Origin of the sequence: Chitinophaga lutea (assembly GCF_003813775.1) — a bacterium.
GTDB lineage: Bacteria > Bacteroidota > Bacteroidia > Chitinophagales > Chitinophagaceae > Chitinophaga > Chitinophaga lutea.
Genome location: NZ_RPDH01000001.1, coordinates 1,846,866 through 1,860,265, shown reverse-complemented (window position 1 = coordinate 1,860,265; position 13,400 = coordinate 1,846,866). Strand labels below are relative to the sequence as shown.

Here is a 13,400-nt window from a genome sequence, read left to right as displayed (position 1 = left end):
TATGGCTGTTAAAAAATTTGTTGTAGGCTGTTTTGATGACGAGGCGGTATTGTTCCCGGCGGTAAAGAAAGTACGCGCGGCCGGTTACAAAATACACGATGTGTATACGCCTTTCCCCGTGCACGGGCTCGATCATGCCCTGGGCCTGAGAGAAACCAGCCTGCACACCGCCGGGTTCATTTACGGTATTACCGGTACCACTACCGCTTTATCTTTCATGAGCTGGGTATTTACAACAGACTGGCCGATGAACATCGGTGGCAAGCCGCACTTTCCGCTGCCGGCTTTCATCCCCATCACTTTCGAGCTGACCGTACTGTTTGCGGCGGTGGGCATGGTGATGACGTTTATGTATCTCTGCCAGATGGCTCCTTTTGTGAAGAAACATATCTTCCACCCCCGCCAGACCGACGACCTGTTTGTAATGGCCATCGAGGTAACGGAGAAAACACGGCCCGAGGAAGTGAAAGCTTTCCTGGACAGTGTGGGCGCGAAAGAAATCAACGAACAGACTGCCGAAGCAGGCTGGTGGTTGGGCCGCTTCGACCGGGAAGACAAACTGTTCACCAAACAGATCGAACCGCTGAAAGCGTAAACAGAACAGAAAGATCAGTCAGACATTACAATACAGATGATACCAGGCACGCTTTAAAAGCGTTTGAGTGTAAAGAAGCAGCCGGGTAACATCCGAAAACAGATCGACGAAGTAGATCCCTGAGACACTTAAAAAAGTCGAACAACAACGAGATAAATAACAACGGATGAAAAGGACTTCCAACATACTGATTGTAGCTGCCTTAGCCGGTGGGGCTTTGCTCTCCGCCTGCGGTAACAAGGGAGCGCATAATAGAAAGCCGGGCAAGATTTATGCACCTGATATGTACGAATCCCGTGCATATGAGTTTTACAGCGGCCGTTTGGCCGGCTTGAAACCGGTGGAAGGTACGGTAAAGAGGGGAGCGATGCTGCCTTATCACCTGAAAGCAGAAGATACAGCGCAGGCAAACGCAGTGAGAAATCCGCTGGTGTTGGACGAAGCCGGTATCAAGGAAGGCAAGCGCCTCTATGATATTTACTGCGGCGTATGCCACGGCCAGAAACTCGACGGGAACGGTCCGCTCTACAAAGGCGGCGACGGCCCGTACCCCGCAGCCCCTGCTTCTTTCATCGCAGGTAAAGTGCTGGGTTACAGCGAAGGCCGCATTTTTCACGTGATCACCCACGGGTACAACGTGATGGGCAGCTACGCCAGCCAGCTCGACATCGAGCAGCGCTGGAAAGTGGTAGCTTACATCAAAAACATCCAGGGCGGTGGTAAAGCACCCGAGCCGGCTGCAGCACCTGCCGCCGACTCTGCAGCAACCGCACCTGCCGCAGCGCCTGCAGTAGCAGCGGCCCAATAATTTGTTTTAAACGCATTTCAACTTAGTATTTTAATATACAACGGTAATGAAGGACCAATTTGTAGTACCAGCAAGATTAAAAACGACCAGCTTCGTGCTTTTGGGCATTGGCTTGCTGACTTTATTGATCGGATTATTTGCATTCCATGGCGAGCATGGCTCCACCCGTTTCTGGGCAGGTTTACTGCAAAACAGCACTTTCTTCCTGATGGTGGTGTTGGCCAGTACCTTCTTCATTGCGGCAACCACCCTGGCCCACGGCGGCTGGCAGATCGGCTTTCGCCGCGTGCCGGAAGCGATTTCCATGGCTGTTCCGGTGCTGGGCGCCATCGTACTGGTGGTACTCGCGTTCCTGATCTTCGGGAACAAAGGGCACATCTACCACTGGATTCACCCCGAAGGCGACCGGATCCTGGAATTCAAATCCCCGTTCCTCAACCCCACCTTTATTTCGATTGCTTCTGTCATTACAATAGGTGCATGGACGCTGCTGACGCTGAAGCTGCGCAGGATGTCGCTCCAGCAGGACACCATGAAGTTCGACCACGAAGGCCGTAAAAAGCTGATCTGGAACGGCACCGTTTGGTGCGCCGGTTTCATCGTGGTATACGCCCTCACCATGGGCTCCACCACTCCCTGGATCTGGCTCATGAGCATCGACGCGCACTGGTTCTCCACCATGTACAGCTGGTACACCTTCGCCAGCACCTGGGTATCCGGCCTGTCGCTGATCGCACTGTTCGTGATCTATCTGAAAGGTAACGGTTACCTGCCCTGGGTAAACGAAGAGCACCTGCACGACCTGGGCAAGTTCATGTTCGCCTTCAGCATTTTCTGGACGTACCTCTGGTTCTCCCAGTACATGCTGATCTGGTACGCCAACATGCCCGAGGAAACTGTTTACTTCCAGCCGCGCGTTTGGGGTCCGTTCAGGCCGATCTTCTTCCTGAACCTGATCATCAACTTCATCGCACCGCTGCTGATTTTCATGAAACGCTCCACCAAGCGTAACTATACACTGGTAGCCGTAATGGCCGGCGTGATTATCTTCGGTCACTGGCTCGATTTCTTCCAGATGGTGATGCCCGCAACCGTGAAGGAACTGAATTTCCCCTGGTTCGAGCTCGGTATCGGCCTCGGTTTTGTGGGCCTGATCATCTGGATTACGGCTCATCAACTGGCAAAAGCGCCGCTGACGCCGAAGAATCATCCTTACCTGAAAGAAAGCATTATTCACCACACCTGATCCGTGGGGTAACGAAAGGAGAATAAACGTTTAGCATTAGATAACTTAATTATTATTCATAGCAATGTCAGGATTTTTAGCAGTTTTAGTAGTTGTTCTCATATTCGTCGTGATCTTCCAGATCGCGAAAGCCAGCGAATATGTGTCCATTCTGAAAGGTGAAAAGAAATCGCGTGAGCAGTCCAACCGCATCAACGGTTTCCTGATGATCGTATTCCTGGTGTTGGGGCTGGTTGCCGTTTGGTGGTGCCACGACCTCCTGGATGACAAGATGCTCGGAGAGTCTGCTTCCGTTCAGGGTGAAGGCATCGATCAGCTCATTAAAGTAACATTTATCATCACCATGGCCGTGTTTGTGGTAACACAGATACTGCTGTTCTGGTTCTCGTTCAAATACCAGGAAAAAGAAGGCCAGAAAGCCTTTTATTTCCCGCACAACAACAAACTGGAGGTGATCTGGACCGTTATCCCGGCTATCGTGCTCACCATCCTGGTGGCATTCGGTATCCGCCACTGGCTGCGTATCACTTCCGAAGCACCGAAAGATGCGATGGTAGTAGAGGTGATCGGCAAACAGTTTAACTGGATGATGCGCTACCCCGGTAAAGACGGGCAGCTCGGCCGCCGTAATTTCCACCTGATCAACGAAAGCAATAACCCGTTGGGCCAGGACTGGAAAGACAACCTGAACCAGGACGACTTCATCTCTTCCGAACTGCACGTGGTAGTGGGCAAGAACGTGAAACTGATCATCGGTTCCCGCGACGTGGTGCACGACGTTGGTCTGCCGCACTTCCGCCTGAAAATGGACGCTGTACCAGGCATCCCGACCACCCTGTGGTTCACGCCCAAGTACACCACCGCTGAAATGAGAAAACGTACCGGCAATCCGGACTTTGTATATGAACTGGCCTGCGATCAGATGTGCGGCAAGGGGCACTACTCCATGAAAGCCAACATCATCGTGGAAACACAGGCGGAATATGATGCATGGCTTGCCAGCCAGCCCACGCAGTACTCTCAGGCACACCCTGCACCTGCTGCACCGGAAGCTAAACCTGCATCAGACAGCACGAAGGCAGTAGCCGCGGTAACTGCCCATTAATCAGAAGCCAGCGATTTTTGAAGAGAAAAAATTAAAGACATAGCCGGCAGGCCTGCCCCGTTTACCGGCTGATCATAAACAGAACTTATTATGAGTAACGAAGCAACATTGCACAGTCAAGATTTAGCGCATCACGGCCACGTGGAGCACGGGCATGGTAATGGCCATGATGGTCACGACCATCATCATGAGGAGACCTTCATCTCGAAGTATGTTTTCAGCATGGACCATAAAATGATTGCCAAGCAGTTCCTGATCACAGGGATCATCTGGGCGATCATCGGTGCCTTCTTCTCTGTACTGTTCCGTTTGCAACTGGGTTATCCGGACGCTACCTTCCCCTGGTTGGAAAGCATCCTGGGCCATTGGGCAGAAAACGGCCGGATCACTGCCGAAGCATACTATGCCCTGGTTACCATGCACGGTACCATTCTCGTATTCTTTGTATTGACGGCCGGTTTGAGCGGTACTTTCTCCAACCTGCTGATTCCCCTGCAGATTGGCGCCCGCGACATGGCTTCTCCGTTTATGAACATGCTGAGCTACTGGTTCTTCTTCCTGGCCAGCGTGATCATGATGAGCTCCCTGTTTGTGCAGACCGGGCCTGCTTCCGGCGGTTGGACTTCCTATCCTCCGCTGAGCGCGCTGGGCGATGCTTCTATCGGTTCCAAAATCGGTATGGACCTCTGGCTGATGAGTATGGCAATCTTCGTAGTGTCGTCTCTGCTGGGTTCACTGAACTATATCTCCACCATCCTGAACATGCGTACAAAAGGTATGAGCATGACGAAGATGCCGCTCACCATCTGGGCCTTCTTCTTCACCGCCGTACTGGGCGTACTGTCGTTCCCCGTTCTGCTGAGCGGTTTCGTACTGCTGCTGTTCGACCGTCATGGCGGTACCAGCTTCTACCTGAGCGAAATTTTCATCCAGGGTAAAGTACTGCCGAACGAAGGCGGTTCTGCCATCCTCTACCAGCACTTGTTCTGGTTCCTGGGGCACCCTGAAGTATATATCATTATCCTCCCCGCGATGGGTATGGTATCCGAGATTCTGGCGGTAAGTTCCCGCAAGCCCATCTTCGGTTACCTGGCAATGGTGGGTTCCATTTTCGCGATCACCATCCTGGCCTTCCTCGTATGGGCGCACCACATGTTCGTGACCGGTCTGAATCCCTTCCTGGGCGCATTCTTCGTACTGCTCACCCTGCTGATCGCGGTGCCGTCCGCCATCAAGGTGTTCAACTGGATCACCACCATCTGGCGCGGTAACATCCGGTTCACCCCGGCCTCCCTGTTCTCTATCGGTTTCGTGAGCACCTTCATCTCTGGTGGTCTGACCGGTATCTGGCTGGGTAACTCTGCGATCGACATTCACCTGCACGATACTTATTTCGTAATTGCGCACTTCCACATCGTAATGGGCGTATCTGCATTCTTCGGTATGTTCGCCGGTATTTACCACTGGTTCCCGAAAATGTACGGCCGTTACATGAACCAGACCCTGGGCTTCATCCACTTCTGGATCACCCTGGTAGGCGCATACCTCATCTTCTGGCCGATGCACTACGAAGGGATGGCCGGCATGCCCCGCCGTTACTTCGACTACTCTACCTGGGCATCTTTCAACCAGTTCGAGGGCCTGAACATGTTCATCAGCTTCGTGGTAATTATTGTGTTCGCTACGCAATTACTGTTCGTGTTCAACTTCTTCTACAGCATATTCAAAGGCCGCAAGCTCACCACGCCTAACCCGTGGCAGGCAACCACCCTTGAATGGACGACCCCCATCAACCCCGGTCACGGTAACTGGCCTGGTGAGATTCCGGAAGTTCACCGCTGGGCTTACGATTACAGCAAAGACGGTAAGGATTTCATCCCGCAGACCGTGCCTGTATCGCCCGACGAGTCCAAGCACTAATGTTGTAGCATTGTTGTAACTGCTTTACAATCAATTTCAGGCAGTTACAACACAAAACAGGAATGAGGAGAGAGAAGGAATATTGTGTTGACGGATTTAGTGTGAAATCATATGTTGCAAGAAAATTCCATAAAGTTGTCTTTATCATACGCCATCGCAAGCAGGGTGAGGGATTACTTCATGATGATGAAGTTCACGCTCACGTTCATGGTCGTGTTCTCTTGTGTGGTGGCCTACCTGCTGGTGCCTGGCGTGGAATTTAACTTGATCAAAGTTCTTTTATTATTTGCAGGTGGTATCCTGGTGTCCGGTTCGGCCAATATCATTAACCAGATCCTGGAGAAGGAAACAGACAAACTGATGGCGCGCACGGCCCCCCGGCCTTTGCCCGCAGGGCGTTTATCGGTTTCCGAGGCCAGTGTGGTGGCGATTGTGACCGGCGCCGCAGGTATCGCTATTCTGGGTTTCGGTTTCAACTGGCTGGCCGCCGGCGTAAGTCTCCTTTCCCTGGTGCTGTACGGTTTTGTGTACACGCCCTGGAAAAAATGGAACTCGCTTGCCGTACTGGTAGGCGCATTTCCCGGAGCTTTGCCGCCGCTGATCGGCTGGGTGGCGGGTGCCAACGCTTTCACCGAAGGCGGATGGGCGCTGTTCGCTATCCAGTTCCTCTGGCAGTTCCCCCACTTCTGGGCGATTGCCTGGGTGGCGCATACAGATTATACCCGTGCCGGGTTCAAGCTGATGCCGTCGGACAAGGGGCCGGGCAAGATGATCGCCCTGCAGAGCGCGATGTACACGCTGCTGTTGATTCCGGCCGGCGTAGCGCCTTACCTGCTGGGGGTTACAGGATACATTTCCGCCATCGTGGCCATCGCCATCGGCGGGTTTTACCTGTACCGCGCTGTCACCCTGTACCGTAAATGCGATGTGCCTTCGGCCCGCAAGCTGATGTTCGGTTCGTACATTTACCTGGCGGTGATATTGTTGGCATTGCTGTTTGACAAAGTAAAATAGTGAGGAGATGATTACAATGAACGCACAAAAAAATAAGATACACCCCCATAAGTACTCCATGTGGATCGCCATGGCGAGCATCACCATGATGTTCATCGGGTTCACGAGCGCTTATGTGGTAAAACGTGCGCAGGCCAATTGGCTGAGCTTTGAGTTGCCTGCTATTTTCTGGGTGTCGACCGCACTGATATTGCTGAGCAGCCTCACGATTTACCTGGCGCAGCGCCAGTTCAAAGCCCGGAACATGAGCAGCTACAAACAGCTGATCACCATTACGGCTTTACTCGGCCTCGGTTTTGCGGTATGCCAGATCATCGGTTTTTCGGATATGAAGAATCACGGCCTGGCGCTCGACAGCACTGTGTCCGCTTCCTTTATTTACGTGATCGTGGGCGCGCACATTTTACACGTGCTGGGCGGCGTGGTGGTATTGATGGTGCTGTTTTTCCGTGCCTACCGTACCCGCATCAGAACCTATAGCGCAGTGCCGATCGAAGTGGCCTCCACTTACTGGCATTTTGTAGATGGGCTTTGGATTTACCTGCTGATATTTTTCAGCCTGGCAAGATAATTTTAGAAGATACTGTTTAGAACCAATAAAATTCATAATTCGTACAAATGGATAACGCAGTAACAGCGAAGAAAAAATGGTGGAACGGAGGGTATTCTCCCTTCAGCGTGAGCTATGGCAAGTTGATGATGTGGTATTTCCTGATCTCTGATGCCTTCACGTTCGGCGCATTGCTGATCGCTTACGGTACGCAGCGTTTCATGGCAGAAGCCTGGCCCGACCCGAACGTAGTGTTCCACTCATTCCCGTTCATGGGGCACGCAAACCTCCCGCTGGTGTTTGTGAGCCTGATGACCTTTATCCTGATCATGAGTTCCGTTACCATGGTACTGGCGGTGCATGCCGGCAAGTACATGGACAAACAGGCCGTTGCCAAATGGCTGATACTGACCATCATCGGTGGCGCCATGTTCCTCGGCTGTCAGGCATGGGAATGGACGCACCTGCACGAAGTAGGCGCCTGGTGGGGCCGCAACCCGTTCCCGAATTCGGACGGTACTGCAGCCATCTCCACTAACTTCACCGACTTCTTCTTCACCATCACCGGCTTCCACGGCCTGCACGTAACTTCCGGCGTGATCCTCAACATCATTGTGCTGATCAACGTACTGAAAGGCACCTACGAGCACCGCGGCCACTACGAAATGGTGGAGAAAGTAGGCCTGTACTGGCACTTTGTAGACCTGGTTTGGGTATTCGTATTCACCTGTTTCTACCTGCTGTAAGCAAACGGAACTGAACTTATTATCATACAAGAAATTGAATTTTTTAGATCATGGCGCATACACATTCAGCACACGATAAAGACGCACAGGTAAAAGTTATCTGGAAAACGTTCTGGATTTTGTTAGGGATCACCATCGTGGAAGTTGGTATGGCATTCCTGCACCTCTACACAGGCTTCCCGAGCAAATTATGGCTGAACTCGCTGTTCATCCTGCTCACCCTGTTCAAGGCATTTTACATTGTGGCGGAGTTCATGCACCTGAAGCATGAAATCAAAAACCTGATCATGACGATCCTCATGCCGCTGATGCTGTTCATCTGGTTCATCATCGCCTTCCTGGCCGACGGTGACTCGCAGAAAAACATGCGGAGGAATCTCTCCCCCGGCACGAAAGCGCCCAGGGAAGCCGCAGCGCCCGCGCCCGCTCATCATTAACACATCGTTCAACGATAATCGCAGAATGTAAAAGTGATTCCATCAACCAGATAGTGATCGCTTTTACATTTTTGCATTTATATCACTTTTAAACCTGACGGCCATTAAACGGAAAGCATTATTAGGAGTAGCATTGGCCATACTGGTGCCCCTCGCGGGTTATCTCATTGTGGATCATTATGGCAGGAATGTAGTACACGTACCGCCCTATCTCATCGCGGAAAGGGTGGACACGATCGTAAAAGACGGTAAAACAACCTACGATACGGTGTATCACCAGGTGAAGGACTTCGAGCTCACCAACCAGCTGGGCCAGCAGGTGCGCCTCAGCGACGCGAAGAACAAAATCCTCGTGGTGGATTTTTTCTTCACCAGTTGCCCGACCATCTGCCCCACCCTCACCAAACACCTCAAACGGGTGCAGGACGCATACGCGAAAAACGACAGCCTCATCCAGATCATCTCCATCACGGTAGACCCGACCCGTGATACCGTGGAAACTCTGAAACGGTACGCCGACCGTAATAACATCGACCCGAAAAACTGGTGGATGCTCACCGGCGACAAAAAAGAGATTTACGACCTGGCCCGGCATGAGTTTTTTGTGAACGCCGTGGAAGGGGATGGCGGCCCGGACGATTTTATACACACGGAGAAATTCGTGGTGATCGACAAAGACCGTTATATCCGCGGCTATTACAACGGCCTGGACACGAACGACATCAGCCGCATGGTGAACGACATCGCCGTGCTGCATATTGCTAAAGACAAGAAGAAACCCGGCCTGCTGAAGCGCATGTTTTCTTCTTCCAAATAAACCGACCGAGATGAGTAACCTGAAGAACAAGAACCTGAACCTGCCTATTGCCATCGTTTCCATCCTGATCCCGGTGGTAGTGGCCGTGCTGTTTGTACTGCCGAAACCGGACATCGCCATCAACTTCGACGTGCGCGTGATGCCGTTTTTCCATGCCGTGCTGAACTCTGCCACGGCCGTGCTGTTGCTGGCGAGCCTCTATTTCATCAAAAACGGGCACACCAAAGCGCATAAATGGACGAACATCACGGCCGTTATCCTGTCGGTGTGTTTCCTGTTGTCTTATGTAACGTATCATTTCCTCACCGAAAGCACCAAATTCGGCGACATCAATCACGACCAGGTGGTGGATGCCTCCGAGATCGCCGTGCTGGGCGGTATCCGGTACCTGTATTATTTCCTGCTGCTGACGCACATCGTGCTGGCTGTGGTAATTGTGCCGCTGGTGCTGTTCACGCTGCTGCGCGCTTTCCAGAACGACAATGAGCGCCACCGGAAGATTGCGCGCATCACCTGGCCGTTGTGGTTTTATGTGGCCATTACCGGCGTGATCGTCTATATCATGATATCGCCATATTACGGCTAGGAGCTGATGCAGATCAGTTCATTACAGTATGGAATCGCTTAACTTTGTCCAAAACCCGGTATTGTGAAAAAGCTGTTTTTTATACTCACCGTCCTTGCGCTGCTGCTGCCCTGCAGTGAATTGCTGGCGCAATGCTCCCTCTGCACCAAAACAGCCCAGCAGTTGGGTGAAGGGCCCGCCAAAGGCCTCAACAACGGCATCCTGATGCTGGCGTTCACGCCGCTCGCACTGATGGCGTTCCTCGGCTACCGCTGGTGGAGAAGCCAGAAAGCGCAGTAAGTTTTCCTGAAAAAAATTGATGCATCCATCATTGTATGGATGCATTTGCATGAATGGCATGTATTGACGGATAGCTGTGCCTGACGTTACTGGAATATATTGATGATATCCCTCTCATGGGGGAGATGAAAAGTCTGTTCAGCGACGCTATGAAGAGTTGGTATCTGTAAGCCCTCAGGTCAGATGATGAACGGAATTCGTGTTGTAATCACGGGTAGTAATGCGTGCCGTTAAATGTATGGAACGCGCTCTTCAGGCCACCGGGCTCTCTCCATCGGTATCTGTGATTCATCCGGGCGGGTGATCAGGAAAGTTCGAGTTGAAATCACGGGTAGTAACGTGTGCCGTTAAACGCACTGTGGGCACTGCTTCAGGCCCCGTTTCTCTACACCGGTACGGTGAATTCGGGGCAGTCCACCCGCAGATCGCCCGCGTTCAGAAACGCGTTGACGAGATTACAGTAATGCAGCTTGCCTTTCTGTTCATAGAAGCGGCAGTTGAGGCACATGCGCTGCGGCGTGATGACGAGGTTGCGGTTCAGGTCCTGGATGAGATACAGCAACTGTTCCAGCAGGCCGGCCTGTTTGTCGGGCGCCAGGTTGTTAACCGAGTCCTGGATGGGATTGGCGAAATCTTCAATTTTCCGCGCGATGTTTTTTCCTTCGCGCGTCAGCAGCAAAGTATGGCTGCGGTTGTCGTTCACATCTTCTTTCCGTTTCAGGAAACCTTTCGACTCCACGGATTTTATCGCATCGCTGATCGTCGCTTTCGTCATATTGAAGTGCGAAGCGAGGTTGGTAACGGTTTTGAACTTATCGGGATAGTGCAGCAGGTAAGTGAGTATCTGCACCTGGATGGGGCTGATGCCATGCTGTTTGGCTTCCTGCCAGAGCAACACGCGAAACGCTTCCGACAGCCGTTCCAGTGCCGCAACCACCTTGCTGGCGGTATTGGTTGCCTGGTGTTCAGGATTAAAGGTGGATTCCTTTGCCATGTTTAGTTATATGAAAATATGCAGCATGATGCCCAAAAGGGCCTAAAAATACAAAATTTCGGCAGTGTGCGAATAGCACTTTCATGTTGTTTGAAAAACCGTCCATAAAACGATGGAAATCAAACAAAATTGTGTTTGGTTGATTTACAGCTTAAATAGATATTTATAACAACGATAATCAATACAAAGTTTGAAATTCCTGCAGTTCTTCACCCACCGGAAAGGCTTGCCGCCGGTGGACTTCAGCCCTTCGCCACAATACCTTCACCTGCCGCTGCAACGGCGCGGGCGGATGTTGTGGTGTTGTTTGCTCTGGTCGGTGCTCACGGCATCTTTCGGTGCGGTGGTGACAATGTTGGCCCGCGCCCTGGAAACGGTGCTGCTGCGGCCTTTCCCGCTGCCGCACGAGCTCGGCGTATGGGCCGCGATCATTCCGCCGGTGGGCGCTGTTGCAGTGATATTGCTGCTACGCAGGTGGCCGCGTGCGCGCATTTTGGCAGACCTGCTGCTACTGGCCGCAGCGATGCCTGTTGGCGTGGAAAGCCCCGCCATGCGCCTGGGTGCAACTGGTTTGCTGCGGCCTCACTTCAGTGAAGCGGAAAAGGAATGGCTGCTGATCTGCGGCGTGGCCGCGGGTTTCACCGGTGCGCTCGGCACGCCGGTTGCCGCGGTTGTATGTACGCTTAGTTTCATTTCCGCTCGCCGGCCACTGCCGGTCATACTTGCGGCTACCATAGGGAAAGCGGTGCATTACGGAATCACCGGGCAACCGTTGGTATGGCCGTTCGGGGAGTTGCACACGGCGTTACCCGCATTGCCTGTTTTTATACTACTCGGCATGCTGACGGGCCTCACCGCGGCCCTCGCAATACACGCGGTATGGGCGCTCCGGCTGTTGACCGCACGCATGCGATCGTATTGGTGGCCGGTTGCAGGCGCCGCAGTAGTGGGACTGATCGCATGGTACAGGCCGGATGCATATGGCCAGGGATATGAACGCGCGGCGCTGATACTGTCGGTGCACAACATCACCCTCAGCCTGCTGATCTCGATGAGCATGTACAAACTCATCGCGTTTGCCGCCGCCAAAGGAACGGGCATGCAGGGGAGCGTCATTTCCCCGCTGCTGTTGACAGGCGCGGCTTTCGGCCTGCTCACGGCGCTGCTGCTGCAATTGTGTTTTCCATCGGTTCCCATTCATCCTCCGGTTGCCGCGCTCGTGGGAGCCGCAGCGATGCTGGCGGGAACGACGCGCTGCTGGTTACTCGCCATCGTGTTGCCGCTGGAGATCAGCGGAAGGCTGGATGCCGTGCTGCCGGTAGTGCTGGCGGGTCTGGCGGGATACGCGGTGTCTGCGCCGGTGCTTACGAAGCATACTCCTGCACAATGCGGTAAAGATTAAAGTGAGGATCATCCAGCATTTGCCGCACCTGCTCGAACAGGGCTTTTTTATCCACCTGCTGCATGCGCCGGTGCTGTATCAACTGATAGGCTTTTTCGGCCAAAAGAAGGGCTTTCCTGGAACGGTTGCCATGTACCTGCGACCGGTGTGCGTCGAGGGCTGTAATGAGCTCGGGAATGCCCGTTCCGGTAGTTGCAATGGTTTTGATCACAGGCGTTTCCCAGTCGCCGGTGCGTTTGGTATGTGCGAGCAGCCGCAGGTTTTTTACAAAGGCATCTGCATTGGGGCGGTCGGCCTTGTTCACCGCGAAAATATTCGCGATCTCCATCAGGCCGGCTTTCATCGTTTGTATTTCGTCGCCGGCTTCCGGCACCACCACTACGACCGTTGTGTCTGCCACGCCGGCGATTTCCACTTCGCTTTGTCCCACGCCTACGGTTTCGATGAACAGGTAATCGAATCCCGCCGCTTTCACCAGGTCGCTTACCTCCAGTATTTTCGGGCTGAGCCCGCCCAGTGCGCCGCGGCTCGCCATGGAGCGGATGAACACGCGCGGGTCGGAGAAGTGGCTGCTCATGCGGATGCGGTCGCCCAGCAAAGCGCCGAAATTAAAAGGGCTGGAAGGATCGACGGCGATGATGGCCACCTTCTTTCCCTGTGCCGTCAACGCACTGATCAGCGCATTCACCAGCGTGCTTTTTCCCGCGCCCGGAGGCCCGGTGATACCCACCACCCGCGTGTGCCCGTTGGAGGGCAGCGCCTCCAGCAGGCCGGTGTAACCCGGCGCTTCATTTTCCACCAGCGATATGCTGCGGGCCAGCGCGCGGGTGTCGCCTGCGAGTAAACGGGTGAGCAATTGCGGATACATAAAACAAATGTATCGATGATTTTCCACATCTTT

15 protein-coding genes are annotated in these 13,400 nt (G+C 53.2%); 13 read left to right on the top strand and 2 right to left on the bottom strand.

Going from position 1 to position 13,400, the window contains the following annotated elements; genetic code table 11:
- Position 1 precedes the first annotated feature (1 nt).
- The 12 genes from EGT74_RS07440 (at position 2) to EGT74_RS07385 (ending at position 10,103) form a co-directional block, all read left to right on the top strand.
- Positions 2-595: a DUF3341 domain-containing protein gene (locus tag EGT74_RS07440; RefSeq protein WP_123845885.1), complete on the top strand. Its 594-nt coding sequence runs from the start codon at positions 2-4 to the stop codon at positions 593-595.
- Positions 596-761: 166 nt separating this feature from the next.
- On the top strand, positions 762-1,403 hold the full coding sequence (locus EGT74_RS07435; protein ID WP_123845884.1) for a c-type cytochrome: 642 nt from the start codon (positions 762-764) through the stop codon (positions 1,401-1,403).
- Positions 1,404-1,449: 46 nt separating this feature from the next.
- Positions 1,450-2,649, top strand: a complete 1,200-nt coding sequence (locus EGT74_RS07430; RefSeq protein WP_123845883.1) for a quinol:cytochrome C oxidoreductase — start codon at positions 1,450-1,452, stop codon at positions 2,647-2,649.
- Positions 2,650-2,713: 64 nt separating this feature from the next.
- Positions 2,714-3,754 carry a cytochrome c oxidase subunit II gene (locus EGT74_RS07425; protein WP_123845882.1) on the top strand — a complete coding sequence of 347 codons (1,041 nt, stop codon included), beginning with the start codon at positions 2,714-2,716 and terminating at the stop codon, positions 3,752-3,754.
- 90 nt (positions 3,755-3,844) lie between these two features.
- Positions 3,845-5,674, top strand: a complete 1,830-nt coding sequence (locus tag EGT74_RS07420; protein WP_123845881.1) for a cytochrome c oxidase subunit I — start codon at positions 3,845-3,847, stop codon at positions 5,672-5,674.
- A gap of 135 nt (positions 5,675-5,809) precedes the next feature.
- Positions 5,810-6,688, top strand: coding sequence for a heme o synthase (cyoE, locus tag EGT74_RS07415; RefSeq protein WP_246008139.1), 879 nt, complete (start codon positions 5,810-5,812; stop codon positions 6,686-6,688).
- Between the two features lie 7 nt (positions 6,689-6,695).
- Positions 6,696-7,259 (top strand): cytochrome c oxidase subunit 3, encoded by a 564-nt coding sequence (locus EGT74_RS07410; RefSeq protein ID WP_123845879.1) that lies wholly within the window; start codon positions 6,696-6,698, stop codon positions 7,257-7,259.
- A gap of 47 nt (positions 7,260-7,306) precedes the next feature.
- Entirely contained in the window at positions 7,307-7,984 is a 678-nt protein-coding gene (locus EGT74_RS07405) for a cytochrome c oxidase subunit 3 (RefSeq protein WP_123845878.1), read from the top strand.
- 50 nt (positions 7,985-8,034) lie between these two features.
- Complete coding sequence (locus tag EGT74_RS07400; RefSeq protein WP_123845877.1) at positions 8,035-8,421, top strand: cytochrome C oxidase subunit IV family protein; 387 nt, start codon at positions 8,035-8,037, stop codon at positions 8,419-8,421.
- A 133-nt stretch (positions 8,422-8,554) separates the two neighbouring features.
- A complete protein-coding gene (locus EGT74_RS07395) occupies positions 8,555-9,238 on the top strand; it encodes an SCO family protein (RefSeq protein ID WP_158618050.1) in 684 nt (227 codons plus the stop codon).
- A gap of 10 nt (positions 9,239-9,248) precedes the next feature.
- Positions 9,249-9,824 carry a DUF420 domain-containing protein gene (locus EGT74_RS07390; RefSeq protein WP_123845875.1) on the top strand — a complete coding sequence of 192 codons (576 nt, stop codon included), beginning with the start codon at positions 9,249-9,251 and terminating at the stop codon, positions 9,822-9,824.
- 63 nt (positions 9,825-9,887) lie between these two features.
- Positions 9,888-10,103, top strand: coding sequence for a hypothetical protein (locus EGT74_RS07385; RefSeq protein ID WP_246008138.1), 216 nt, complete (start codon positions 9,888-9,890; stop codon positions 10,101-10,103).
- 385 nt (positions 10,104-10,488) lie between these two features.
- Here the strand turns inward: EGT74_RS07385 and EGT74_RS07380 are convergent, their stop codons facing one another.
- The gene (locus tag EGT74_RS07380; RefSeq protein ID WP_123845874.1) at positions 10,489-11,097 is read right to left on the bottom strand and encodes a MarR family winged helix-turn-helix transcriptional regulator; all 609 of its coding nucleotides are present in this window, start codon (positions 11,095-11,097) and stop codon (positions 10,489-10,491) included.
- Between the two features lie 190 nt (positions 11,098-11,287).
- On the opposite strand from EGT74_RS07380, the gene EGT74_RS07375 reads away from it, so the two are divergent.
- A complete protein-coding gene (locus EGT74_RS07375; RefSeq protein ID WP_123845873.1) occupies positions 11,288-12,499 on the top strand; it encodes a chloride channel protein in 1,212 nt (403 codons plus the stop codon).
- Here the strand turns inward: EGT74_RS07375 and meaB are convergent.
- A complete protein-coding gene (gene meaB, locus EGT74_RS07370; RefSeq protein WP_123845872.1) occupies positions 12,462-13,367 on the bottom strand; it encodes a methylmalonyl Co-A mutase-associated GTPase MeaB in 906 nt (301 codons plus the stop codon). The two genes, EGT74_RS07375 and meaB, sit on opposite strands and share 38 nt — an antisense overlap.
- Between the last annotated feature and the right edge of the window lie 33 nt (positions 13,368-13,400).